The 22,865-nt window shown below is 73.9% G+C and carries 17 protein-coding genes; 11 read left to right on the top strand and 6 right to left on the bottom strand.

All coding sequences use genetic code 11. The annotated features are described in order from the left end of the window. Together ACS04_RS07060 and ACS04_RS07055 are read right to left on the bottom strand one after the other, a co-directional pair. Positions 1-928 (bottom strand): phosphatase PAP2 family protein (locus ACS04_RS07060; RefSeq protein WP_048475665.1); only part of this gene is annotated, 928 nt, incomplete at its 3' end. Positions 929-1,222: 294 nt separating this feature from the next. After that, on the bottom strand, positions 1,223-2,344 hold the full coding sequence (locus ACS04_RS07055) for a glycosyltransferase family protein (protein WP_048475658.1): 1,122 nt from the start codon (positions 2,342-2,344) through the stop codon (positions 1,223-1,225). Positions 2,345-2,635: 291 nt separating this feature from the next. On the opposite strand from ACS04_RS07055, the gene ACS04_RS07050 reads away from it, so the two are divergent. Further along, positions 2,636-4,372 (top strand): MFS transporter, encoded by a 1,737-nt coding sequence (locus ACS04_RS07050; protein ID WP_078864511.1) that lies wholly within the window; start codon positions 2,636-2,638, stop codon positions 4,370-4,372. A gap of 33 nt (positions 4,373-4,405) precedes the next feature. Further along, positions 4,406-5,575: an acyl-CoA dehydrogenase family protein gene (locus ACS04_RS07045; RefSeq protein WP_048475657.1), complete on the top strand. Its 1,170-nt coding sequence runs from the start codon at positions 4,406-4,408 to the stop codon at positions 5,573-5,575. A 36-nt stretch (positions 5,576-5,611) separates the two neighbouring features. Here ACS04_RS07045 and ACS04_RS07040 read toward each other — a convergent pair whose 3' ends face one another. Further along, entirely contained in the window at positions 5,612-6,061 is a 450-nt protein-coding gene (locus ACS04_RS07040; RefSeq protein WP_048475656.1) for a cell division protein SepF, read from the bottom strand. A gap of 282 nt (positions 6,062-6,343) precedes the next feature. Between ACS04_RS07040 and ACS04_RS07035 the strand changes: the two genes are divergently transcribed. From ACS04_RS07035 to ACS04_RS07020, 4 genes are all read left to right on the top strand, one after another. Continuing rightward, positions 6,344-7,699 (top strand): DUF5685 family protein, encoded by a 1,356-nt coding sequence (locus tag ACS04_RS07035; RefSeq protein ID WP_048475655.1) that lies wholly within the window; start codon positions 6,344-6,346, stop codon positions 7,697-7,699. Between the two features lie 95 nt (positions 7,700-7,794). Then, positions 7,795-8,661, top strand: a complete 867-nt coding sequence (locus tag ACS04_RS07030; RefSeq protein ID WP_048475654.1) for a DUF1684 domain-containing protein — start codon at positions 7,795-7,797, stop codon at positions 8,659-8,661. Between the two features lie 148 nt (positions 8,662-8,809). Then, the gene (locus ACS04_RS07025) at positions 8,810-9,685 is read left to right on the top strand and encodes a S1 family peptidase (protein WP_048475653.1); all 876 of its coding nucleotides are present in this window, start codon (positions 8,810-8,812) and stop codon (positions 9,683-9,685) included. 144 nt (positions 9,686-9,829) lie between these two features. Beyond that, on the top strand, positions 9,830-10,591 hold the full coding sequence (locus tag ACS04_RS07020; RefSeq protein WP_048475652.1) for a hypothetical protein: 762 nt from the start codon (positions 9,830-9,832) through the stop codon (positions 10,589-10,591). A 120-nt stretch (positions 10,592-10,711) separates the two neighbouring features. On the opposite strand, the gene ACS04_RS07015 is transcribed toward ACS04_RS07020, so the two are convergent. Next, the gene (locus ACS04_RS07015; RefSeq protein WP_048475663.1) at positions 10,712-11,269 is read right to left on the bottom strand and encodes a TetR/AcrR family transcriptional regulator; all 558 of its coding nucleotides are present in this window, start codon (positions 11,267-11,269) and stop codon (positions 10,712-10,714) included. A 200-nt stretch (positions 11,270-11,469) separates the two neighbouring features. On the opposite strand from ACS04_RS07015, the gene ACS04_RS07010 reads away from it, so the two are divergent. Continuing rightward, positions 11,470-12,879: a purine-cytosine permease family protein gene (locus tag ACS04_RS07010; protein WP_048475651.1), complete on the top strand. Its 1,410-nt coding sequence runs from the start codon at positions 11,470-11,472 to the stop codon at positions 12,877-12,879. Between the two features lie 93 nt (positions 12,880-12,972). Beyond that, a complete protein-coding gene (locus tag ACS04_RS07005) occupies positions 12,973-14,622 on the top strand; it encodes an amidohydrolase (RefSeq protein WP_048475650.1) in 1,650 nt (549 codons plus the stop codon). A 157-nt stretch (positions 14,623-14,779) separates the two neighbouring features. Here ACS04_RS07005 and ACS04_RS07000 read toward each other — a convergent pair whose 3' ends face one another. Beyond that, positions 14,780-15,874, bottom strand: coding sequence for a YhgE/Pip domain-containing protein (locus ACS04_RS07000; protein WP_048475649.1), 1,095 nt, complete (start codon positions 15,872-15,874; stop codon positions 14,780-14,782). Positions 15,875-15,999: 125 nt separating this feature from the next. Between ACS04_RS07000 and ACS04_RS06995 the strand changes: the two genes are divergently transcribed. The 3 genes from ACS04_RS06995 (at position 16,000) to ACS04_RS06985 (ending at position 21,701) form a co-directional block, all read left to right on the top strand. Further along, on the top strand, positions 16,000-19,575 hold the full coding sequence (locus tag ACS04_RS06995; RefSeq protein WP_209441649.1) for a DNA polymerase III subunit alpha: 3,576 nt from the start codon (positions 16,000-16,002) through the stop codon (positions 19,573-19,575). Further along, positions 19,572-20,561 carry a DNA polymerase Y family protein gene (locus ACS04_RS06990; RefSeq protein ID WP_048475647.1) on the top strand — a complete coding sequence of 330 codons (990 nt, stop codon included), beginning with the start codon at positions 19,572-19,574 and terminating at the stop codon, positions 20,559-20,561. Before ACS04_RS06995 ends, ACS04_RS06990 begins: the two co-directional genes overlap by 4 nt. Positions 20,562-20,843: 282 nt before the next feature. Next, positions 20,844-21,701: an esterase/lipase family protein gene (locus tag ACS04_RS06985; protein ID WP_048475646.1), complete on the top strand. Its 858-nt coding sequence runs from the start codon at positions 20,844-20,846 to the stop codon at positions 21,699-21,701. A gap of 50 nt (positions 21,702-21,751) precedes the next feature. Here the strand turns inward: ACS04_RS06985 and ACS04_RS06980 are convergent, their stop codons facing one another. Continuing rightward, a complete protein-coding gene (locus ACS04_RS06980) occupies positions 21,752-22,807 on the bottom strand; it encodes a lytic polysaccharide monooxygenase (protein ID WP_048475645.1) in 1,056 nt (351 codons plus the stop codon). Positions 22,808-22,865: the final 58 nt, after the last annotated feature.

Here is a 22,865-nt window from a genome sequence, read left to right as displayed (position 1 = left end):
TCGCGGCGGCGGCCTGCGCGCCCGCCGGTACGGCCGGCGCGGCGGACTCCCGTACGCCGGCGGTCGCGTCGGCGGGGGCCCCGTCGGCGAGCCGGAGCTGCCACTTGCCGCCCGCGGAGAGCAGCGGGGTGAGCGCGGTGGCGACCGGGACGGGCACGGTTCCGGTCTCCAGGCGACGGCGCAGCCGCTCCCGGAGCGCGAAGACCCGGGCCTCGACGCCGGCGATCAGCGGCTCGAACCAGGGCAGCGCCAGCATGATCAGCAGACCTGCGGACCAGCCCAGCAGCACGTCGCTCACCCAGTGGGTGCCGAGGTACACGGTGGTGGCGCCGACGCTCAGCGACACGGTGGCGGACAGGACGGACAGCACCCGGCGGGTGACCGTGGTGGACGCCAGGTAGGCCAGGATCCCCCAGGTCACGACGGCATTGGCGGTGTGGCCGGAGGGAAATATATCGCCGCCGGCGAAGAGTTCGGCGGAGCCGATCTGCGTGGCGTAGTGCGGGCCGAGCCGGCCGAGGCCGAGCTTGACGGCGCCGACGGTGATGTTGAGCAGGAGCAGCGCCACGCCGAGGGTGATCAGCGGGCGGAGGGTGTGCTGGCGCCAGGAGCGCCAGCCGAGCCATGCGGCGACCATGACCGCGGTGGGCCCGCGCTGGCCCAGGACCACGAGGTAGTCGAGGAAGGCGTGCAGCTGCGGCCACTGCTCGTAGGGGCGGAAGAACATGACCTGCCAGTCCAGGCGGACGAGCCAGGACGTGGTCAGGACGGCCACCACGATCGCGAGGTAGAACGCGAGGGTCGATCCGAGGAGCACGACGCGGTGCCGGCTCATCTGCGGTGTTTGCAGATGAGCCGGTCGCTCTGGTTCCCGGTCCAGCCGGGCGAACACCCGCTCCGAACGGGTCAGGATTTGGTCGGTACGCACTCAATCGACGTTACCGCGCGCCGATGGGCGGCCCGGTCGAATCACGGGCTTTGTGATGACCATGTGATGTGGAGTTGGTCTCACGCGGAGCTTAATTCCTGGCATTCGGGCATTAGTTGGAGGTGCCTGATCCAATGCCCCGGCCATTCTTTCGCATGCTTAGCCGCGCTTTATCGCCGCAGCTCAATTACTTTGCTGAAAGATGGATCGGAATGATCCATTCCGTTGCGCGGCATCGGCGGGTGCCCGGCGCGCACCCCTCGGGGCCGTCCTCTTGATCAGCTGGTCACCTGCTTAAGGAGGTCCCGAACCGTTCAGCCAGAAGGCGCCGTACACCGCCGATGCCAGCGCCACCGCGCCCAGCACCGCGGCCGCCCTCCCCGTCCGCCACCGGGCCAGCGCCACCGCCGGCGGCAGCAAGAGCGGGAACGCGGGGAGCAGGAGCCGCGGCTTGGAGCCGAAGTACCCGGACGCGCACAGCGCCAGCGCCACGACGATCCCGCAGTAGACGAGGAGCGCGGCCGGCTGGCGCTGCCGTACGCACAGCCCGTACAGCCACAGCACCAGCGCCACCCCCGCGATCAGCCCGGCCCCGGCCAGGACGCCGGCGGGGGAGGAGGTCAGCCTCGCCCCGATGAAACGGGCGAACGCCAGCCCGCCGTCGAAGCCGTTGCCCCAGCCGGCCTGCACGTCCAGGTAGCCGAGCAGCCCGCCCCCGGTGCGCGCCCCGACCCACAGCACGTACGCGGCCGCGCCCAGCGGGGCCAGCGCCACCCCCGCCGCCAGCCGCCAGGACCGCTCCCCGCGCCACCACGCCAGGGTGGCCGCCACCCAGAGCGCCGCCACCACCGCGGCGCCGACCGGGCGGGTCAGCCCGGCCCCGGCCGCGAGCACGCCGGCCGCCGGCCACCGGGCGCGCAGCGCCGCGTACAGGGACCAGGCGGCCAGCGCCGTGAACAGCGCCTCGCTGTACGCCATCGACTGCACGATCCCGACGGGCAGGGCGGCCCAGACCCCGGCCGCGAAGATCCCGGCCCGGCGGTCGTGCAGGAGGTCCGCGACGGCGAAGATCCCCCAGGCGGCCGCGAGGCCGGCCACGACCGAGACCACCAGCCCCGCCGAGCCGTACGACAGCCCCGTCACCGCCGCGACCAGCCGCTCCAGCCAGGGCAGCAGCGGGAAGAAGGCCAGGTTCGAGTGCACGTCCCCGTTGGGGAGGAGCACCTCGTACCCGTACCCCTCGGCGGCGATGCGGGCGTACCAGAGCGAGTCCCAGCGCGCCGAGAGCAGCGTGTGCGGGCTGCTGCCGACGGCCGCGCACCAGAGCGCGAGCACGGCCAGCCCGAGCAGCCGGACCGCCGCGAAGACGGCCAGGGCGGGTGCGGCCCGACGAAATCCAAGATCCTTCACGGGCATGATTATCGACGGCGCGCGCGTGTGCCCCCGGCGCAGAACCACGGGTCGTGACCGCGCGTGTACGCGGGGGAGGGGAGAGGGGAGGACGGGGGTGGGGCGAGTGGCGCACACCACACGGCGGTCCCCGCCGCGGTGAGAGCTTGGCCACGTGTCGGGCACACGAACTCGCGTACGCTGACGCTTCACTCGCGTGTCGATGCCGGACCCCGTAGGACGCCGCTCAGTGCACCACCCCGCGGCTCCGCAAACGCTGGTCCGCCGAGTGCGAGCGATCATCTGGGAGGTACATGCATGTCGGGGACGAACGCGGCCTCCTTCCGGCTGCGGCTGCGCGCCGCCTCCGGCGGGGCCAACCGCTGGCTCGTCCTCGCGGTCCTCTGCGTCAGCCTGGTCCTCGTCGCGCTCGACGCGACGATCCTGCACGTGGCCGTCCCCTCCGTCACCGAGGACCTGCGCCCCGGCTCGGTCGAGCTCCTGTGGATCGTCGACGCGTACCCGCTGGTCTGCGCCGCGCTGCTGATCCTCTTCGGGACCCTCGGTGACCGCGTCGGCCGGCGCCGCATACTCCTCCTCGGCTACGGGCTCTTCGGCGCCGCCTCGGCGCTGGCCGCCCTCGCCGACAACGCCCAGGTCCTGATCACCGCCCGCGCCCTGCTCGGCGTCGGCGGCGCGATGATCATGCCCGCCACCCTCTCGATCCTGCGCCAGGTCTTCCCCGACCGGCGCGAGAGGGCCCTCGCCATCGGCATCTGGACCGCCGTCGCCGCCATCGGCGCGGCCGGCGGACCGGTGCTCGGAGGCTTCCTCGTCCAGCACTTCTGGTGGGGATCGGTCTTCCTCATCAACATCCCGCTCATGGCGCTGATCCTGCCGCTCGGGCGCTGGCTGCTGCCGGAGTCGCGCGGCGCCGCCGACGGGCCGTGGGACGTGGTGGGCGCGCTCATGGCCGCCGCCGGGGTGCTGTCCTTCGTCCTCGGGGTCAAGCGGATCGGCGCGGAGCGCCGGCTCCTCGACGCGGAGGCGCTGGTGCCGCTGCTGGTGGGCGCGGCGCTGCTGATCTTCTTCGTACGGCGTCAGAAGCGCCGCACGCACCCGCTGATCGACATGCGGATGTTCTCGCGGGCCGCGTTCTCCACGTCCGTCGGCTGCATCGTGCTCGCCATGCTGGCGCTGGTCGGGCTGGAGCTGATCGCGGTCCAGTACCTGCAGCTGGTCCTGCACCTCAGCCCGCTGGCGACGGGGCTGCGGCTGCTCCCGCTGACCTTCGCGGCCATGGCGGCCGGAGCCACGGGGTCGTACACGCTGGCCCGGATCGGGCCGCGGACGATGGTGTCGCTGGGCTTCGTGCTGACGGCGTTCTCCGTGCTGCTGCTGACCTTCATGGGGCAGCAGGACCGGCCGGTGCTGCTCACGGTCGGGTTCGTCCTGCTCGGCTTCGGGCTCCAGACCACGCTGTTCGCCGCGTACGAGTCGATGCTGAGCGAGGCTCCGGCGGCGACGGCCGGCGGGGCGGCCTCCATAGGCGAGACCTCGTACCAGCTGGGCGCGGGGATGGGCATCGCCCTGCTCGGCAGTGTCATGAACGCGGCCTACGGGCCGGGGCTGGCGCACGTGCCGGGGGTGTCGGCCTCGGACGCGGCGGGGGCCGCGAACTCCCTGGGCGAGGCGTACCAGATCGCGGGGGCGCTCGGGGGCGGGCCGGGGCAGGCGCTGTACGCGGCGGCGCGGCATTCTTTCGTCCACGGGCTGCACGTGACGCTGCTGGTCAGCGCCGGGCTGCTGCTGGCGGGTGCCGTGATGGCGCTGAAGCTGCCGCGGGTGATGGAGTGCCCGGACGCCGCCGAGCGCGACGCGGGGGAGGGCGACGCCGGCGGGCGCGATGCCGCCGAGCGCGACGCCGCCGAGCGCGATGCCGCCGAGCGCGACGCCGCTGGGCGCGATGCCGGCGGCGGGCCGGTCCGCCTTCCCGGCGCGCGGGCGGGCAGGGGTGGACCGCGGGCCGTCGCGCCGACAAACTTGCAGCGCTAGGTTTCGCAACGCCGGTCCGCACCAGGAGGCGCCGTGCCCTTCGTACCCACCGATCCGCTCGGGATCGACGAGCTCCTCGCCCCCGAGGACCTCGCCATCCGCGACACCGTGCGCGGCTGGGCCGCCGACCGCGTACTGCCGCACATCGCCGGCTGGTACGAGAGCGGCGAGCTGCCCGGGATCCGGGAGCTGGCCAGGGAGCTCGGGGCGCTCGGGGCGCTCGGCATGTCGCTGGAGGGGTACGGCTGCGCCGGGGCCTCCGCCGTGCAGTACGGGCTCGCCTGCCTGGAGCTGGAGGCCGCCGACTCCGGGATCCGCTCCCTCGTGTCGGTACAGGGCTCGCTCGCCATGTACGCGATCTGGAAGTACGGCTCCGAGGAGCAGAAGCAGCGCTGGCTCCCCGGCATGGCCGCCGGCGAGCTGATCGGCTGCTTCGGGCTGACCGAGCCCGACGTCGGCTCCGACCCGGCCGCCATGCGCACGTACGCCAAGCGCGACGGCACCGACTGGGTCCTCAACGGGCGCAAGATGTGGATCACCAACGGCAGCGTCGCGGCGGTGGCCGTGGTGTGGGCGCAGACCGACGAGGGGATCCGCGGCTTCGCGGTCCCCACCGACGCGGCCGGTTTCTCCGCCCCCGAGATCAAGCACAAGTGGTCGCTGCGCGCCTCGGTGACCAGCGAGCTGGTCATGGACGACGTACGGCTGCCCGCGGACGCGGTGCTCCCCGGGGTCACCGGGCTCAAGGGGCCGCTGGGCTGCCTCAGCCACGCGCGGTACGGGATCATCTGGGGTGCCATGGGCGCGGCGCGCGCGAGCTTCGAGGCCGCGCTCGACTACGCGAGGACGCGCGAGCAGTTCGGCAAGCCCATCGGGGGCTTCCAGCTCACCCAGGCCAAGCTGGCGGACATGGCGCTGGAACTCCACAAGGGCATCCTGCTCGCCCACCACCTGGGCCGGCGCATGGACGCGGGCACCCTGCGGCCGGAGCAGATCAGTTTCGGCAAGCTGAACAACGTCCGCGAGGCCATCGACATCTGCCGCACCGCGCGGACCGTCCTCGGCGCCAACGGGATCTCGCTCGAATACCCCGTCATGCGGCACGCCACGAACCTCGAATCGGTGCTCACCTACGAGGGCACCGTCGAGATGCACCAGTTGGTGCTGGGCAAGGCGCTCACCGGGCTCGACGCCTTCCGGTGAGGATCCCCCGGCTGCCGGTGGGAAGTACCCCCAGACTCAGCTCTGGTTGAAGAAGTCGCGCGAGCGGCCGCCGGGCTCGCCGCTCACGATCTGGGTGTCGGCCGGGGTCAGCAGGAAGACCCTGGTCGCCACCCGCTCGATCGAGCCGCGCAGGCCGAAGGTCAGGCCGGCCGCGAAGTCGACCACGCGCTTGGCGTCGGCCGGGTCCATGGACGACAGGTTCACGATCACCGGGACGCCCTCGCGGAACAGCTCGCCGATGCCGCGCGCGTCACGGAAGCCGTCCGGGGTGACCGTCGCGATCCGCCGGCCCTGCTCGACGGCCGACTCCGAGGCGACCTTGACCCGGGGGTCGGTGACCCACTGGTCGCCGGGGCCCGAGACGGAGCCCTGTGCGGCCTCCGCGTAGTCGTCGTCGTAGTAACGCTCGTCGTCGCTGTCCTCCACGAGACCCAACCAGGCACTCGCCTTGCGTACCGAACCCATGGACGCCTCCTTTCACCGCGGTCGGTTGTCTTCTCTCCGCTTCCCCTATGGTCGTCCATGATGCTGACAACGCGCCAAGTGGATAGCCGCCGCGCAGGGTTTTCGTGACGGTACTGGTGCAGAACATCCGTTGCACCGTCAAGCCTCCTGACGGCTACCGCTGCTGACTGAGTGAAAATACGACCGCTGCTGCCGTGTGGGTGACCCGCGCGGACGTACGGGTGAACGATCCCGCTCGATACGATGCGCATCACGCACGCGTATGACACACGGGGGACCGTTTTGTTCGGCATCGTCAGACCCTGCACGCACCGGCTGGGGGAGCGCTTCAAGACCGAGTGGATGGCCCATCTCTGCGGGCTCTGCCTGGCACTTCGCAAGGACCACGGGCAGTTCGCGCGGATCGTCACCAACTACGACGGTTTGCTGGTCTCCGTTCTGACGGAGGCTCAGTCGGGGCCCGCGCCCGGCTCGCGCCGCACGGCCGGGCCCTGCCCGCTGCGCGGCATGCGGACCGCGGCGGTGGCCAAGGGCGAGGGCGCGCGGCTCGCGGCCGCCGTCTCGCTCGTCCTCGCCTCGGCGAAGGTACGGGACCACGTGGCGGACCGGGACGGGCTGTTGGCCCGCGCCCCGATCGCCGCCGCCGCGCGCAAGGTGGCCCGCGGCTGGGACCGGGCCGGCGCCCGCACCGGTGCCTCGCTCGGCTTCGACACGGCCGTCCTCGTCGACGCCGTGGACCGGCAGGAGGGCATCGAGACCCTCGCCGGCCCCGGCACGCCGGTGCTCGTCGTGACCGAGCCCACGGAGACGGCCACCGCCGCCGCCTTCGCCCATACCGCGCAGCTGGCCGGGCGGCCGGGCAACGCCCCGGCGCTCGCCGAGGCCGGCCGCTATTTCGGGCGCCTCGCGCACCTGCTGGACGCCGTCGAGGACCAGGCCGCGGACGCCGCCGCGGGCGCGTGGAACCCGCTGACGGCCACCGGGACCCCGCTCGCCGAGGCCCGGCGGCTGGCCGACGACGCCCTGCGCGGCATCAGGCTGGCGCTGCGCGAGGTCGAGTTCGCGGACGCGGGGCTCGCCCACCGGCTGCTCGTGCACGAGCTGAAGACCTCGGTGGACCGGGCCTTCGGGGTCAGCGGCTGCGGACACGCGGGCGGGCTCGCGGGTGGGATCGCGGGCATGAACGCCGCGGGGCAGGGCGGCGGGCACGGAGCGCCGCCGCAGGGCCACGGCCCCGGCCAGGCGGGCCCGTACGGCAGCGGCCCGTACGGCAGCGGCCCGTACGGCGGCCAGGGCGGCCACGGCGGTCAGGGCGGGAACCCGTACGGCGGGAACCCGTACGGCGGGGGTGCGGGCGGGCCCGGCGGCCCCTGGATGCCCGGGCCGCCCGGGGGGCCCGGTGGCGGGTTGCCCCCGCAGCGGCCGCGCCGCGGGCTGCTCGCCGGCTGCGCCGTGTCCATCGGGCTGTTCTGCACGTGCCAGCTGTGCTGCACCGAGCACGAGGGCCCGTGGTCCCGGCAGAAGCGGGACGCCTGGTGCGACGCCTGCGAGTGCTGCGACGGCTGCTCCGACTGCAGCGGCTGCTGCGACTGCTGCAACTGTGACGGGTGCTGCTGCGACTGCGGCTGCGACTGCTGAGGTCCGCCCGGGCTTGAGGGCCCCTCAGATCCGCACGGGGCCGGACGGCGTACAGGGAGATTCCCGTCCGGGCCCGTGTGGAAGGGGTGAGCGGCATGAGCGATGACGCAAGTGATGCAGATGACGCAGATGACGCAGATGAGGGAGGCGAGGCGGACGATCCGAAGACCGCTTGGCGGACCTGGCACGAGCAGCGGGTGGCCTCCGTGTCCGCCCCCTACGGCCCCCTGTCCCTCATCGGCACCCACTGGCTCTCCGACTACCCGGAAGGTCGAATTCCGGCCGTTCCGGGGCGCTGGTGCGCCACCGAGGGCGGGGTGGCGCTGAGCGCCGCCCCCGAGGACGGCCTCAGCCTCGACGGCGAACCCCTCACGGGTGACGCCGTGCTCGCCGCCGACCAGGCTCCGCCCGCGCGCTCCCGGGTCGCCGCCGCCGGTGACCTCCGGATCACCGTGATCCGGCGCGAGGGGGAGTGGGCCGTGCGGGTCTTCGACCCGGGCTCCGCGGCCCGGCGCGCCTTCGCCGGGATCGAGGCCACCCCGTACGACCCGGACTTCGTGCTGCCGGGGCGCTTCCGCCCGTACGGCGAGGACCGGACCGTCCAGGTGGCGAACGTCGACGGGCAGGCGCGCGGGTTCGGTCTCGGCGGCGAGCTGAGCTTCGCGTACCGGGGCTCCGAGCACACCCTCCAAGTCGCCGTCGACCAGGACGACGGCAGCCTGTGGGCCGTGATCGGCGATGCCACCTCAGGAAGCTCCAGCTACCGCTTCCGCTTCCTCAAACCGGGGATCCCCGACCCGGTGGACGGCTCGATCACCGTGGACTTCAACCGGACCGTGCTGCCGCCCTGCGCCTTCGCGGACCATTTCATCTGCCCGTTCCCGCCACCGGGGAACACCCTGCCCTTCGAGGTCGCGGCGGGCGAGCGGAGGCTGAAAGATGCCCTTGCCGCCCGAATCTGACGCCGAGACACTCCCGACAGCGCCTTTCGGGGGCTTGTCAGGGGCACGACGAAATCCAGTGCGCCCGCCGTACCCCCGGCTGCGCCTCACGGGCTCCGGCGCCCCCCACTGTCCGCCGGGCCCCCGATCCCTCCCGGGAGGACGCGAAGTGAGGATCAAGAGCATCACCCGTACCCGGCTGCTCGCCGTGGCCGCCGGCCTGGCGGCCGTCGCCGGGCTCGCCGCCCCCACCGCGGCGAGCGCGGACAGCGGCTTCAGCGCGGCGCGGCTCGCCGCGGCCGGAGCCTCCGTCCAGCGTGCCGACGTCGCCGGCACCGCCTGGTACACCGACCCCGCCAGCGGAACCCTCGTGGTCACCGCAGACTCCACCGTCACCGCCTCGGACCTCGCCAGGATCCGCAGCGAGGCCGGAGCCGACGCCGGGGCCCTGCGCATCGAGCGCACCCCCGGCAAGCTGCGCAAGCTGATCTCCGGCGGCGACGCCATCTACACCTCGGGCTGGCGCTGCTCGCTCGGCTTCGACGTGCGCAGCGGGAGCACGTACTACGTGCTGACCGCGGGGCACTGCACCGACGGCGCCGGCACCTGGTGGACGAACTCCTCGCACACCACCACCGTCGGCTCCACCGTCGGATCCAGCTTCCCGACCAACGACTACGGCCTGATCAAATACGCCAGCAACTCGCCGGTGCCGCCCGGCACCGTCGGCAGCCAGGACATCACCAGCGCGGCCAACGCCACCGTCGGCATGTCGGTGACCCGGCGCGGCTCCACCACCGGCACCCACGGCGGCTCGGTGACGGGCCTGAACGCCACCGTCAATTACGGCGGCGGCGACATCGTCTACGGCATGATCCGCACCAATGTCTGCGCCGAACCCGGCGACAGCGGCGGCCCGCTCTACTCCGGCACCCGCGCCATCGGCCTGACCTCGGGAGGCAGCGGCGACTGCACCTCGGGCGGAACCACGTTCTTCCAGCCCGTGGTCGAGGCCCTGAACGCCTACGGCGTGAGCGTGTACTAGCCGACGGGCCCGCGGCCCGCGGCCCGCGGCCCGTACAGGCGCGTCCCGTGCGGTCTCGTGCCCGACGCCACGACCCGGCACAATCATGTACCCCCGCCCGAACTGCCGGGCGGGGGTGCGTGGTTGAGGGAGTGGGGGGCGCTCATGAGGAATGCACCACCGGGCCGGGACGGACCCGTTTCCGACGCGCAGCGGCGCATCCGGCGCAATCCCTGGCTGTTCACCGCACCGCTGGTCCTGCTGTGCGTGCTCGGCGCCGTCCTCGTCTGGGAGGTCGTGCGCGGGAACCTGCCCGAGGCGACCCGGGCCCACTGGCCGTGGCGGCTCCAGCTCATGCCCGAGGAGCCCCTGGCGAGCCTGCTGGCCGTGGCGGCCGGCGGCGTACTGGCCCGTGCCCAGTACGCCCGTACGGTCCGGCCCATCCTGGGGTGGCGCTCCGATTACGTGGCGGGGGAACTGCCCGGGGATGCGAAGGCCTGGAGCACGGGCGTCTTCAACGGGGGGCAGCACAACGCGGCCGTGCACCGGATCGACTACTTCGTGGTGATGGACGGCGACGCCCTCGACGGGCCGGTTCCCGAGGACGCGTGGCTGGACCTGCGCGAGATTGGTGAACGGCTGGTCGCGGCGGGGCTGCAGCCGGCGAGGGATTTCCGCCTCGCCCTGTTCGGGGCGGGGTTCCCGCTGGTGGCGACGGGTACGTACGAGACCATAAAGGTGGGGTCGTTCTCGAAGAGGTTCGTCGAGAAGGTGCGGGCGCTGCACCTGCGCATCCAGGTGGTGGACAGCGTCGGGGACACGCACGAGCGGATCGTCGACTGCCTCAAGGGGGCCCGCGAACCGGTGGGCGCACCCGTGGAGGAGGGCCCGACGCCCCTGACCGTTCCCGTACCGCGAGCCCCGTAGCGGGCTGCGCCGGGAACCGCGCACGGCCAGGCCCATCCCGGGCTCGGCCCCGGCCCCGGCGACGGCAGAGGCTCGCCCTGGCGCGTGTGCGCCCCGGGGCGGGCCTCGTGCGTACCCGCCCTACACGTGCGGGACGAGCAGGGCGGCCGCCGTACGGGCCCGCTCCAGGGAGGCGGCCCGGTCGGCCCCGCGCTGCCCGAGGACCACCCGGGTGCTCAGCCCGTCCAGCAGTGCGAGCAGCTCGGAGGCGCGCGCGGGCACGTCCAGGGCGGGGGCGAAGCGGCCCTGGTCCACGCCCTTCGCCAGCAGGGCCTCCAGGTCGCGCTGCCAGCCGTCGTCGATCTCCTGCTGGGCGGCGCGCAGGTCCTCGTTGGAGGGCGTGCGGGCCCACAGCTCGATCCACAGGGTCCAGCGCGGATCGCGCGGTCCGCGCGGCAGGTACAGCTCCAGGAAGAGCGCCAGCTTGCGGTGCGCGGTGACCCGCCGGGCCAGCAACAGCGCCCGCTCCGCGGCGAGTCGGTCCTCGCTCCAGCGCAGCGCTGCCAGCAGCAGCCGGTCCTTGCTGCCGAAGTAGTACAGGATGTGGCCGCCGCTGGTGCCGAGCCGCTCGGCGAGCGCGGACATCGTCAGCTCCGCCAGCCCGCCCTCGGCGATCGCCGCCATGGCCTCTTCCAGCATCCGCTCCTGGGCGATCCGCCCGTCGCGCCGCCGCGCCGACCCCGCTCCCGCCACCCCTGCCGCCTTCCCGGTCCTTGTGGGCCGACCTTATCCCGGACAGGGTCTTGACGCGGTCCCGATCGGCGGCGCATCTTGAATGCCATTCAAGAACTTAGAACGTCATTCAAGATTCAGCGGCTCCACAGTCAGGGGTACGGCGCATGACGCAGCAGGACGCGACGCACGACACGACGGCCGACGTCGACGAGGTGTTCCGGGTCGAGACCCACGGCATCGACCCCATCCCCGACGCCGAGCGGCACGGCGGCGCCCAGGACCTCTTCTGGCTCTGGTTCGGCTCCAACCTCACCTTCACCTACGTGATCAACGGCGCCCTCGCCGTGGCCTTCGGACTCTCCTTCTGGCAAGCCACCGCCGTCGTCGTGATCAGCGGACTGTCCTTCTTCGCGGTCAGCGCCGCCGGGCTCAGCGGCATCCGCACCGGCACCGCCACCCTGGTCATCTCCCGGGCCGCCTTCGGCGTCCGCGGGAACTTCCCGGCCGGCGTCCTGAACTGGGTGGTGAGCATCGGCTACACCATCGTCAACACCGTGGTCGGCACCCTTGCCCTGGAGGTGTTCCTCGCCGAGGTCGGCCTCGGCGAAGGGACGGCGGTACGGGCCCTCGCGCTCGGGATCACCCTCGCGCTGACCTTCGCCGTCGCGATGTGGGGCCACGCCACCGTGCAGTTCGCCGAACGCTGGATGGCCTACGTCCTCGCCCTCGGCTTCGGCGCGCTGCTGGTCTTCCTCCTGCCCGGAGCCCGGACCGGCGCCCCGGCCGGCGCCGCCGCCCCCGGCCTTTCCGGCTGGAGCCTGGCGTTCGTCGTGATGCTGGCCGGGCCCTTCTCGTACCTGCCGATGCCCGCCGACTACACCCGCTACCTGCCGCGGACCACCTCGCTGAAGTCGATCACCTGGATGGGGGCGCTCGGCGGGTTCGTCTCCTCCGTCGCCTTGGGCGTCGCCGGGGTGGCCGCCGCCACGCAGACCGACATGAGCGACGCCGTCGCGGGGGCCGAGAGCCTGCTCCCGGGCTGGTTCAAGCCGGCCTTCCTGGCCCTCGTCCTCGGCGGCTCGGTCACCAACTCGATCATCACCCTCTACTCCTCCAGCCTGAACCTCCAGGTCCTCGGCATCCCGTGGAGCCGCGCCCGCGCCATCGTGATCAGCGCCGTGGTCACCGCCGCCGGATCGCTCGCCGCGCTCTTCCTGGCCGACTTCACCACCTCGCTGCTCTCCTTCCTCTCGCTGCTGATCATCGTGTTCGCGCCCTGGGGCGGGGTCTTCCTCGCCGACATGCTGCTGCGCCGCTGCCACTACGACTCCGCCGCGCTGCACGCCGGGAGCGCGGGCGCCTACTGGTACCGGGCCGGCTACCACCCCGCCGGCATGGCCGCGCTGCTGGCCGGCATGGCCTTCGCCGCGCTGACCTGCGATTCCGAGCTGTGGACCGGTCCACTGGTGGCCCCGCTCGGCGGCGCCGACCTGACCCTGCTCGGCTCGGTCGTCTCGGCGCTCACCTACTGGGCCCTCGCCCGCCGGGTGCCCGCGTACGTCCCGGCCGCCTGACCCCTCGTACGGCCGCCTCCGCCGCCTCCGCCGCCTCAGCCCCCCTCCGTCCCCCTCCGCCATCTCCGCCCCCTCTGCACAGGAGCACCACCCATGCCGCACCCCTTCCCCGCAGACCTGCTGCTCACCGGAGCCCGCATCCACACCGTCGACCCGGACCTGCCCGAGGCCGAGGCCCTGGCCGTCCGCGACGGCCGGATCGTCTGGATCGGCCAGGACGCGGAGGCCGCCGCCTGGTCGGGCCCCACAACCGAGCGGATCGACGCGGGCGGCCGGCTGGTGCTGCCCGGGTTCATCGACGCCCACAACCACGTCCGGCTGGGCTCCGACGACGCCTGCGTACAGCTCGCCGGGGTACGCACCCTGGAGGCGATCCTCGACCGGATCGGGGCCTGGCGGGAGGCGCACCCGCAGGCCCCCTGGATCGAGGCCGAGGCCTTCGACTACTCCGCGATCCCGGGCGGGCGGATGCCCACCGCCGCCGACCTGGACCCGGTCACCGGGGAGGTCCCGGCGATCGTGCTCTCGTACGACGTGCACACGGCCTGGCTGAACACGGCCGCGATGCGCCGCCTCGGGGTCGCGAAGGACCGCACCGACCTGCCGTTCGGCACCGCGGCAACCGACCCGGAGACCGGCGAGCCCACCGGCTTCGTCAAGGACTTCGCGATCAAGGGGCTCTCCCGCGACGGCCACCGGGCGCTGCGCGAGCTCGGCGTGCCGTGGGCCTCGCCGGACCGGCAGTACGGGCGCCTCGCCAAGAGCCTGGACGACGCGATCGGCTTCGGCATCACCACGGTCGTGGAACCGCAGAACTCCCTGGACGACCTGGAACTGTACGAGCGGGCCCGAGCCGAGGGCCTGCTGCGCTCGCGGATCGTGGCGGCGCTGTTCCACCCGCGGGGTACGACGGAGGAGGAGCTCGACGCGTTCGCGGCGGCGGCCCGCCGGTACCCGGGGGACCGGCTGCGGGTCGGGCCGCTCAAGCTGTACATCGACGACGTGGTCGAGCCGCGCACGGCCGCGCTGCTGGAGCCGTACACCGGGTGCGGGGCGCACCGCGGCGAGACCTTCTACCCGGCGGAGGAGTTCGCGGAGCTGCTGGCGCGCCTGGACGCGCGCGGGTTCCAGTGCTTCGTGCACGCGACCGGCGACCGGGGGATCCGTACGGTCCTGGACGCCGTCGAGCACGCCCGTACGGTCAACGGGCCGCGGGACGCCCGCCACCAGGTGGTGCACGTGGAATGCCTGGACCCGGCGGACGTGCCCCGCTTCGCCGGGCTCGGCGTGGTGGCCTGCATGCAGCCGCGGCACTGCGCGCCGGAGATCGCCGGGCCGGGCCAGGACTGGGCGGAGAACGTGGGCGAGGGCCGCTGGCACAAGGCGTGGCCGATGCGGAGCCTGGCCGAGGCGGGGGCGGTGCTGGCGTTCTCCAGCGACTGGAACGTGGCCGAGATGGACCCGATGATCGGGATCTACACGGCCGTCACCCGCCGCCCGCTGGAGGGCGGCGACCCGTGGCAGCCGGCCGAGACGGTGGACGTGGCGACGGCGGTGTACGGCTACACGATGGGCTCGGCGTACGCCAATTTCCTGGAGGCGGACCGGGGTTCGCTGACGGTGGGCAAGGCGGCGGACTTCGTGGTGCTGTCCCGGGACATCCTGGCCGTGGCCCCGGAACGGATCCCGGGCACGGTGGCCGAGACGGTGGTGGTGGCGGGCGAGGTGGTCCACAAGGCGTAGGGAGCGCCGGGATCCGGCCGGTCGGGAGGTACGTGGTCCCGGGCGCGGCGAGCAGGCCGCTCCAGCCGGTGATCCGCTGCCAGGTCTGCGATCCGGTGAACCCGCTGACGGCGGAGGCCGCTGCCGTTGCCCCTCTCGGCGCTGCCGCCCGGGGTGCTCATCGGGCGGCCGTGCCCTCACCGGCCGGCGCGTCCTGCGGGAGCCCGCTGCCCACGGCGGCCCCCGGGCGGCCCTTGCGGAAGACCGCGCAGGCCACGGTGACGGCCGAGCCCACCACCGCCCAGGCGGCCAGCACCAGCATCGGACCGGCCGCGCCGTTGCCCTTGAAGTACGCGATCGAGCGCGCGGCGTACGTGCCCGCGCCCGGTGGCAGGGCCGGGCCGATGGCCCGCCAGAACGGCGGCAGCAGCGGGTACGGGTAGGCGCCGCCCGCGCTGGGATTGCCCAAGACCACCACCACCAGGATCGCCAGGCCGATGCCGACCACGCCCGCCACCCCCTGGAAGGCCAGGGTGATCGCCCCGACCGCGAAGACGACCAGGGTCCCGAGCCCCCACAGGGCCATGATGCCGCCGGGCAGCGCGCCCAGGACCGGGCCCGCGATGACCGTGCCGAGCAGCCCGGCGGCGATCGAGTACAGCAGGAGCGCGCCGAGCCGGATGAAGGCGCGGTGGGAGTTGGCGGGCCGGGCGCCGGCGCTGATCGCGAGGATCGCGGCGCACAGGTAGCCGCCGACGCACCAGCCGATGACGAGGTAGAAGGCGCTCAGGCCGCGCGCGTCGCCCGCCGCGGCCGGGGCCACGTCGACGACCCGGGCGGCCCGGCCCCGGGCCTGCTCGACGCGGCCGACGACCTGTTCGAGGACTTGCGAGAGCGAGGCGCCGGCGCCGCTCGCGACCAGCAGCCGGTCGGTCGGTCCGGCCGGGTCGATGACCAGCGCCCCGTCCACCTCCCGGTTCTCCACCTCCGCCCTCGCGGCCGCCTCGTCCTTGACCGCGTGCGGGTCGAGCGGCTTCCCGGGCAGACCGGCGAGCTGCTGCGCGGACTGCTCGGCGACCGGTCGGGCGGGGGCGGCCACGGCGATCGGGATCTCGCTGGGCTTCGGCTGGTGGAAGGCCCCGATGTACGAGGTCACGAAGGCGAGCTGGAGCGCCAGTACCCCCACGAGCAGCAGGGCGGCCCGGACGGTCACGGCGTCCTTGACCTCGGCGAGGAACCCGGCGGGCGGCGGCGGGGAGGTGGGCTGGGTCATGTCTCACACGCTCGGCGTACGGGGCGCGGGGCGCAGCAGGGGCGGGCCGAATGGATGACGGGCGGGAGACGGCCGGGCCCTCGCGGTATCGAACGAATGTTTCGCACGGATATTCGAATTGCTCTATGGTGGAGACGGGGGTGGTGTTCACGTTCGAGCGAAGCAGGAGGCCGCGGGTGCCTGGTTTTACGCATCTGCACACCGTTTCGGGGTTCTCCATGCGCTACGGAGGCTCCCACCCCGAACGGCTGGCGGAACGTGCCGCCGACCGGGGCATGGACGCCCTCGCCCTGACCGACCGCGACACCCTCGCGGGTGCCGTCCGGTTCGCGAAGGCCTGCGAGAAGGCCGGGATCCGGCCGCTGTTCGGGGTCGACCTGGCAGTGTCGCCCGCGACGGGTCAGGCGGGTCAGGCGGGTCAGGCGGTTCCGGCGGTGCCGGGGGGCTCCGCCGGACCGGGCGGTTCCGGCGGTTTCGGTGGCTCCGGCGAGGCGTCCTACCGGCGGCGGACCCCCGTCGTCGGCGGCGCCTTCGTCGACGAGTCGGCGCCCCGGGCCACCTTCCTCGCCCGGGACGGCGCCGCCGGCTGGGCCGAGCTGTGCCGCATGGTCACCGCCGCCCACGCGGCCGCCGACGGGGGCCCGCCGGTGCTGCCCCGGACCGAACTGCGCGGCGAAGGGGTGTACGTACTGCTCGGACCCGGTTCCGAAGTGGGGCGGGCGCTGGCCGCCGGCCGTCCGGACCGGGCCGCCCGGCTGCTCGCTCCCTGGCGGGAGGTGTACGGGGACTCCCTCCGCCTGGAGGCCGTCGACCACGGCCGCACCGGCACCGGCCCCGGCTCGCTGCGCCTGGCCGCCCGTACGGTCGGCTTCGCCGCCGAGCAGGGCGTCCCGGCCGTGCTGACCAACGCCGTCCGGTACGCCGACCCCGGCCAGGGCCCGGTCGCCGACGTCCTCGACGCGGCCCGCCGCCTCGTCCCCGTCGACCCCCGCCGCCTCGACGGCGGCGAGCGCTGGCTCAAGGACTCCGGCGCCATGGCCGAGGCCGCCGACCGGATCTGCCGGGCCGCGGGCCTGGGCCCCGCCGACGCGCGCGGACTGCTTGCGCAGACCCGGCGCACCGCCGAGGCCTGCGCGGTGGACCCCGAGGACGACCTCGGCATCGGCTCCGTGCACTTCCCCGAGGCCCACCTCGTCGGCGCGGCCCACCGCACCGCCCAGCGGGTCCTCGCCTCCCGGGCCTCCGCGGGCATGGTGCTGCGCGGGTACGCCGACGACCGCGCGTACTGGGAGCGGATGCACCACGAGCTGGACATCATCGCCTACCACGGCTACGCCTCGTACTTCCTGACGGTCGCCCAGGTCGTGGACGACGTACGGGAGATGGGCATCCGGGTGGCCGCCCGGGGCTCCGGCGCCGGCTCCCTCGTCAACCACCTCCTCGGCATCGCCCACGCCGACCCCGTCGAACAGGGCCTGCTGATGGAGCGGTTCCTGTCCAAGCGCCGCCACGTCCTGCCCGACATCGACATCGACGTGGAGTCCGCCCGCCGGCTGGAGGTCTACCGGCGGATCATGGACCGCTTCGGCACCGAGCGCGTCGCCACCGTCTCCATGCCCGAGACCTACCGGGTCCGGCACGCGATCCGCGACGTCGGCGCCGCCCTGTCCATGGACCCGGCCACCGTCGACCGCCTGGCCAAGGCCTTCCCGCACATCCGGGCCCGCGACGCCCGCGCGGCCCTGGCCGAACTGCCGGAACTGCGCGAGGTGCGCGGGGAGGAGCACGGGCGGCTGTGGGAGCTCGTCGAGGCGCTGGACGCGCTGCCGCGCGGGATCGCCATGCACCCGTGCGGGGTGCTGCTCTCCGACGCCTCGCTGCTCGCGCGCACCCCCGTGGTGCCCACCAGCGGCGAGGGCTTCCCCATGTCCCAGTTCGACAAGGACGACGTGGAGGACCTCGGGCTGCTCAAGCTCGACGTGCTGGGCGTACGGATGCAGTCCGCGATGGCGCACGCCGTCGCGGAGATCCGGCGCGCCGCGGGCGAGGACCTCGACCTGGACGACCCGGCGCAGGTCCCGCCGGGCGATCCGGCGACGTACGAGCTGATCCGTTCGGCCGAGACGCTGGGCTGCTTCCAGATCGAGTCCCCGGGCCAGCGCGACCTCGTGGGGCGGCTCCAGCCGGACACCTTCCACGACCTGGTCGTCGACATCTCGCTGTTCCGGCCCGGCCCGGTCGCCGCCGACATGGTGCGGCCGTTCATCGAGGCCCGGCACGGGCGGGCCCCGGTGCGCTTCCCGCACGCGGACCTGGCGGACGCGCTGCGCGAGACGTACGGGGTGGTGGTCTTCCACGAGCAGATCATCGAGATCGTGCACGTCATGACCGGCTGCGGACGCGACGAGGCGGACCGGGTGCGGCGCGGTCTCTCCGACCCGGAGTCGCAGGCGCGGATCAAGGTGTGGTTCGCGGCGAAGGCGGGCGAGCGGGGCTACTCGCCCGCGGTGATCGGCCGGACCTGGGAGATCGTCGAGGCGTTCGGCAGCTACGGGTTCTGCAAGGCGCACGCCGTGGCCTTCGCCGTGCCCACCTACCAGTCGGCGTGGCTGAAGGCCCATCACCCGGCGGCCTTCTACGCCGGGTTGCTGACCCATGACCCGGGGATGTACCCGAAGCGGCTGCTGCTGGCGGACGCGCGGCGCCGCGGGGTGCCGGTGCTGCCGCTGGACGTGAACCGCTCGGCCGTGGCCCACCGTATCGAACTGGTGTCCGAGGCAGGCGGTCCGCCGGTATGGGGGCTCCGGCTGGCCCTGGCCGACGTCCACGGCATCAGTGAGGCAGAGGCCCGGCGGATCGAGGACGGGCAGCCGTACGGATCGCTGCGCGACTTCTGGGACCGCGCGCACCCGGGCCGGCCGGTCGCGGGGCGGCTCGCACAGGTCGGCGCGCTGGACGCGTTCGGCGCCAACCGGCGCGACCTGCTGCTGCACGTGGCCGAACTGCACGGCGCGCAGCGCTCGGCGGGGTCCCGGCCGGGCGGCGTCCAGCTCCCGCTGGACGGCGGCCGGTCCACCGCCCCCGCCGGCCTGCCCGACCTGAACGAGGCGGAGCGGCTCAGCGCGGAGCTGGGCGTGCTCGGCATGGACGCCTCGCGCCACCTGATGGGGGACCACCACGCCTTCCTCGCGGAGCTGGGGGCGGTCCCCGCCCGCCGGCTGCGCGAGGTCGAACACGGCCGTACGGTGCTGGTCGCGGGGGCCAAGGCGGCGACCCAGACCCCGCCGATCCGGTCCGGGAAGCGGGTCATCTTCACCACGCTGGACGACGGCACCGGCCTGGTCGACCTGGCCTTCTTCGACGACAGCCACGAGGCGTGCGCGCACACCGTCTTCCACTCGTTCCTGCTGCTGGTGCGCGGCGTCGTGCAGCGGCGCGGACCGCAGAGCCTGAGCGTGGTCGGCGAGGCGGCCTGGAACCTGGCCGAACTGGTGGAACTGCGGGCATCGGGCGGCCTGGACGCGGTGGCGGCCCGGCTGGCGGAGCCGCTGCCGGGTGACGGCGGCGCCGCCGGCCCGGGGCGCAGCATCCACCTGTCCACCGGGTACGAGATGAACGCGTGGGCCGACCTCCAGCCGGCCGGCGACCGCGCCGCCACCGGGCGCAAGCTGTGGCACTCCAGCCCGGGGAGCGCGGGATGACCCAGGCCAACGGCGTCCTGCACGTACGGTGCGCCGCGACGCTGACCGAGGAGGGGTACCGCGAAGTCCTGGAACTGCTGCGGGAGTTCTCCCCGACCGTGCAGGCCCTGCCGCCCCGCGCGGCGCTGGTCCACGTACGCGGCGCCCGGCGGTACTTCGGCGCGGACGCGGGCCGCATCGCCGAGCTGGTGCGGCTGCGCGCGCTCGCCCGGCTCGGCACCGACGTACGGATCGGGGTCGCCGGCACCTGGGCGGTGGCGGCGACGGCCTCCGCCCGGGTGCCCGGGCCCGGCGGGGTCCTGGCCGTGCCCGAGGGCGGGGTGGACGGCTTCCTGGGGCCGCTGCCGGTCGAGGCCCTGCACGGCATCGGCCCCAAGCAGGCGGAGGTGCTGCGCGGGTACGGACTGCATACGGTCGGCGCGGTCGCGGCCGTCTCCCCGGGCACCGTCGAACGGATCCTGGGGCAGCGGGCGGGCCGGCTGGCGGCGGAGCGCGCCCGGGGGATCGACCCGCGCCCGGTCACCCCGAAGGACCTGCCCCCGTCGGCCGCCGTCCGCAGCGGCTTCACCCGGCACGAGCTCGACGGCCCGCACGCCCGGGCCGTGCTGCTCGCCCTGGTGGTCCGCCTCGGCGCGGTGCTGCGCGGCCGGCGCCAGGCCGCCCGGGCGCTGTCGCTGACGCTGCAGTTCGCCGGCGGCACCCGCTGGGAGCGGACCCGGCGGCTCCCCGAGGCCTCCGGGCACGACGAGGACCTGCGGACGGCGGCGTACCGGCTGCTGGACGCCGCCGGGCTGCAACGGGCCCGGCTGACCGGCATGGTGCTGCGCGCCGAGGACCTCACGGACGCCGAGCGGGCGCCCCTGCAGATCTCGCTGGACCCGGTCCGCGAGGCCCGCCTGACGGTGGAGGCGGCCGTCGACCGCGCGAACGCCCGGTTCGGCCCGGGCACGGTCCGCCCGGCGGCCACGTTCCGCCGCGCGGCTTAGCGGCGCAGCCGCTCAGCGGGGCGGCGGCCCAGCGGCGTACGGCCCGGGTGCGTGGCCTGGGCGTACGGCCCGGGCGTACGGCCGTCCCGGGCGTATGACCTGATGTCCCGGGCGTATGACCTGATGTACGGCGCGCTTCCGCGCCCGGACACGGATTTTTTACCGACGCGTAACTTCCAAGTCTTGCTACTCGCCCGTAATTTAGCGGCAAGCAGCCCCCTTGTGATCCGGATCACGGGACGAACCCCCACGTATTTCCCTGACCCGCAAGGAGATCACTCGATGCTGCACTGGCGACGCCTGCTCCGCCCGCTGGCCGTCCTCACCCTCGCCGCCGCCCTCGTCGCCCCCGCCGGCGCCGCCCAGGCCGCGTCCGCACCCAGCAGCGGCTGGAACGACTGGTCCTGCAAGCCCTCCGCGGCCCACCCGCGCCCCGTCGTCCTCGTCCACGGAACGTTCGGCAACTCCGTGGACAACTGGCTCGGATTCGCGCCGTACCTTGTGCACCGCGGGTACTGCGTCTACTCGCTCGACTACGGGCAACTGCCCGGAGTGCCCCTCTTCAACGGGCTCGGCCCCATCGACAAGTCGGCAGCCCAGCTCAAGGTGTTCGTCGACAAGGTGCTTGCCTCCACCGGGGCCGGGAAGACCGACCTGGTCGGCCACTCGCAGGGCGGCATGATGCCGAACTACTACCTCAAGTTCCTCGGCGGCGCCTCCAAGGTCAACGCCCTGATCGGGCTCGCCCCCGACAACCACGGAACCACCCTGGACGGACTCGCCCGGCTGCTCCCGTACTTCCCCGGCGCCGAGGACCTGATCAGCTCGGCGACTCCGGGGCTGGCCGACCAGATCGCCGGATCCTCCTTCGTCACCAAGCTGAACGCGGGCGGGGACACCGTCCCCGGGGTCCAGTACACGGTCATCGCGACGCAGTACGACGAGGTGGTCACGCCGTACCGGAGCGCCTTCCTCCAGGGGGCCGGCGTGCGCAACGTCGTGCTCCAGGACCTGTGTCCGCTGGACCTCTCCGAGCACGTGGCCATCGGGCTCACCGACCGGATCGCCTGGCACGAGGCGGTCAACTCCCTCGACCCGGCGCACGCGACCCGCACCACCTGCGCGTCGGTCTTCGAGTGACGCACAGGTGAGGGGCCGGGACCGGTGAACCGGTCCCGGGTGTCGTCCGCTCAGCGGCCGTGGCGGCCCGGCGTCGTCGCACGGCGTCGGGCCACTGCGAACAGCACGGCCGCCCCGACGGCCAGCACACCCGCCCCGGCGATCGCGATCGCCGGGGTGGCGGCGCTGCCGCCCGTCTCGGCGAGGCCGGCGCCGGTGCCGGCCGGGGACTGCGATCCGGCGGCGACCGGGGTGAGGGCGGTGCTGCCGTTCGTCTTCGGATCGTTGTCGCCGTGGCCGTTGTGCTCGACGGTGGACTTGCCCTCGCCTGCGGCGATCTGCTGGTCCGTCGGGGCCTTGGGCGCGTCCGAGGGGTGCTCGCCGCCGGTGGCGGGCCCGGCGCTGGGCTTCGTACTCGGCTTCGTGCTCGGGGTGGTGCCGGCGCCGCCGTTCGCGCCGCCGTTGCCCCCGCCCCCGCTCCCGCCGTTGTCCTTGCCGAACACCACGTCCGAGCAGGTGTAGAAGGCCTCCGGGCTGTCCGAGCGCTGCCAGATGCTGTAGATCAGGTGCCGCCCGGACCTGGCGGGCACGGTGCCCGAGAACACGTAGTCCCCGTTCTGCATGCCCGGGTCCGTGGCCTTGGCGAACGGAGCCGGCTCCAGGTCCGACCACGTGAGCGGCTTCGACGGGTCGTAGCCGTCCTTGGTGATGTACAGCTCGAAGGTGCCCTTGTGCGGGGCGGTCCCCTTGTACCGGAAGGTGTGCGCGCCCGAGGTCATCGGGCCGGCCGGCCAGTCGGCGCGGGCCAGGTCCAGGCCCCGGTACTTGTCGTTGCCGGCCGAACAGAGCCGGCCGTTCGGGATCAGCGCCCGGTGGTTGCCGGCCGCGTTGGCGATGTTCACCGCGTTCCAGTCGTAGAGCGCCTGGGCGCCGCCGGCCGCCACTGCCGCCTTGCAGGCCGCGGACTTCGGCGACTCGGGCCCCTCCGCGTAACAGGCCGCCACCCGGCTGACCGGGTCCGTCATCGAGCCGTGCGCGGCCGCGGGCCCGGCGGCGTACGCGGCCACCGCGAGCGGGGCCAGGCCGGCTGCGGCGATACGGGTGACGGTGCGGCGGCGTACGGGCATGGGTGGATCTCCTTCGGGGCGGCGATGCGGGCACCGCGGTCGTGGGTGCGCGCTGGGA

This window comes from Streptomyces roseus, from assembly GCF_001044425.1.
Taxonomy (GTDB): domain Bacteria; phylum Actinomycetota; class Actinomycetes; order Streptomycetales; family Streptomycetaceae; genus Streptomyces; species Streptomyces roseus.
Note: the sequence above shows the minus strand (reverse complement) of the source record. Positions and strands in the feature narration are given on the sequence as shown.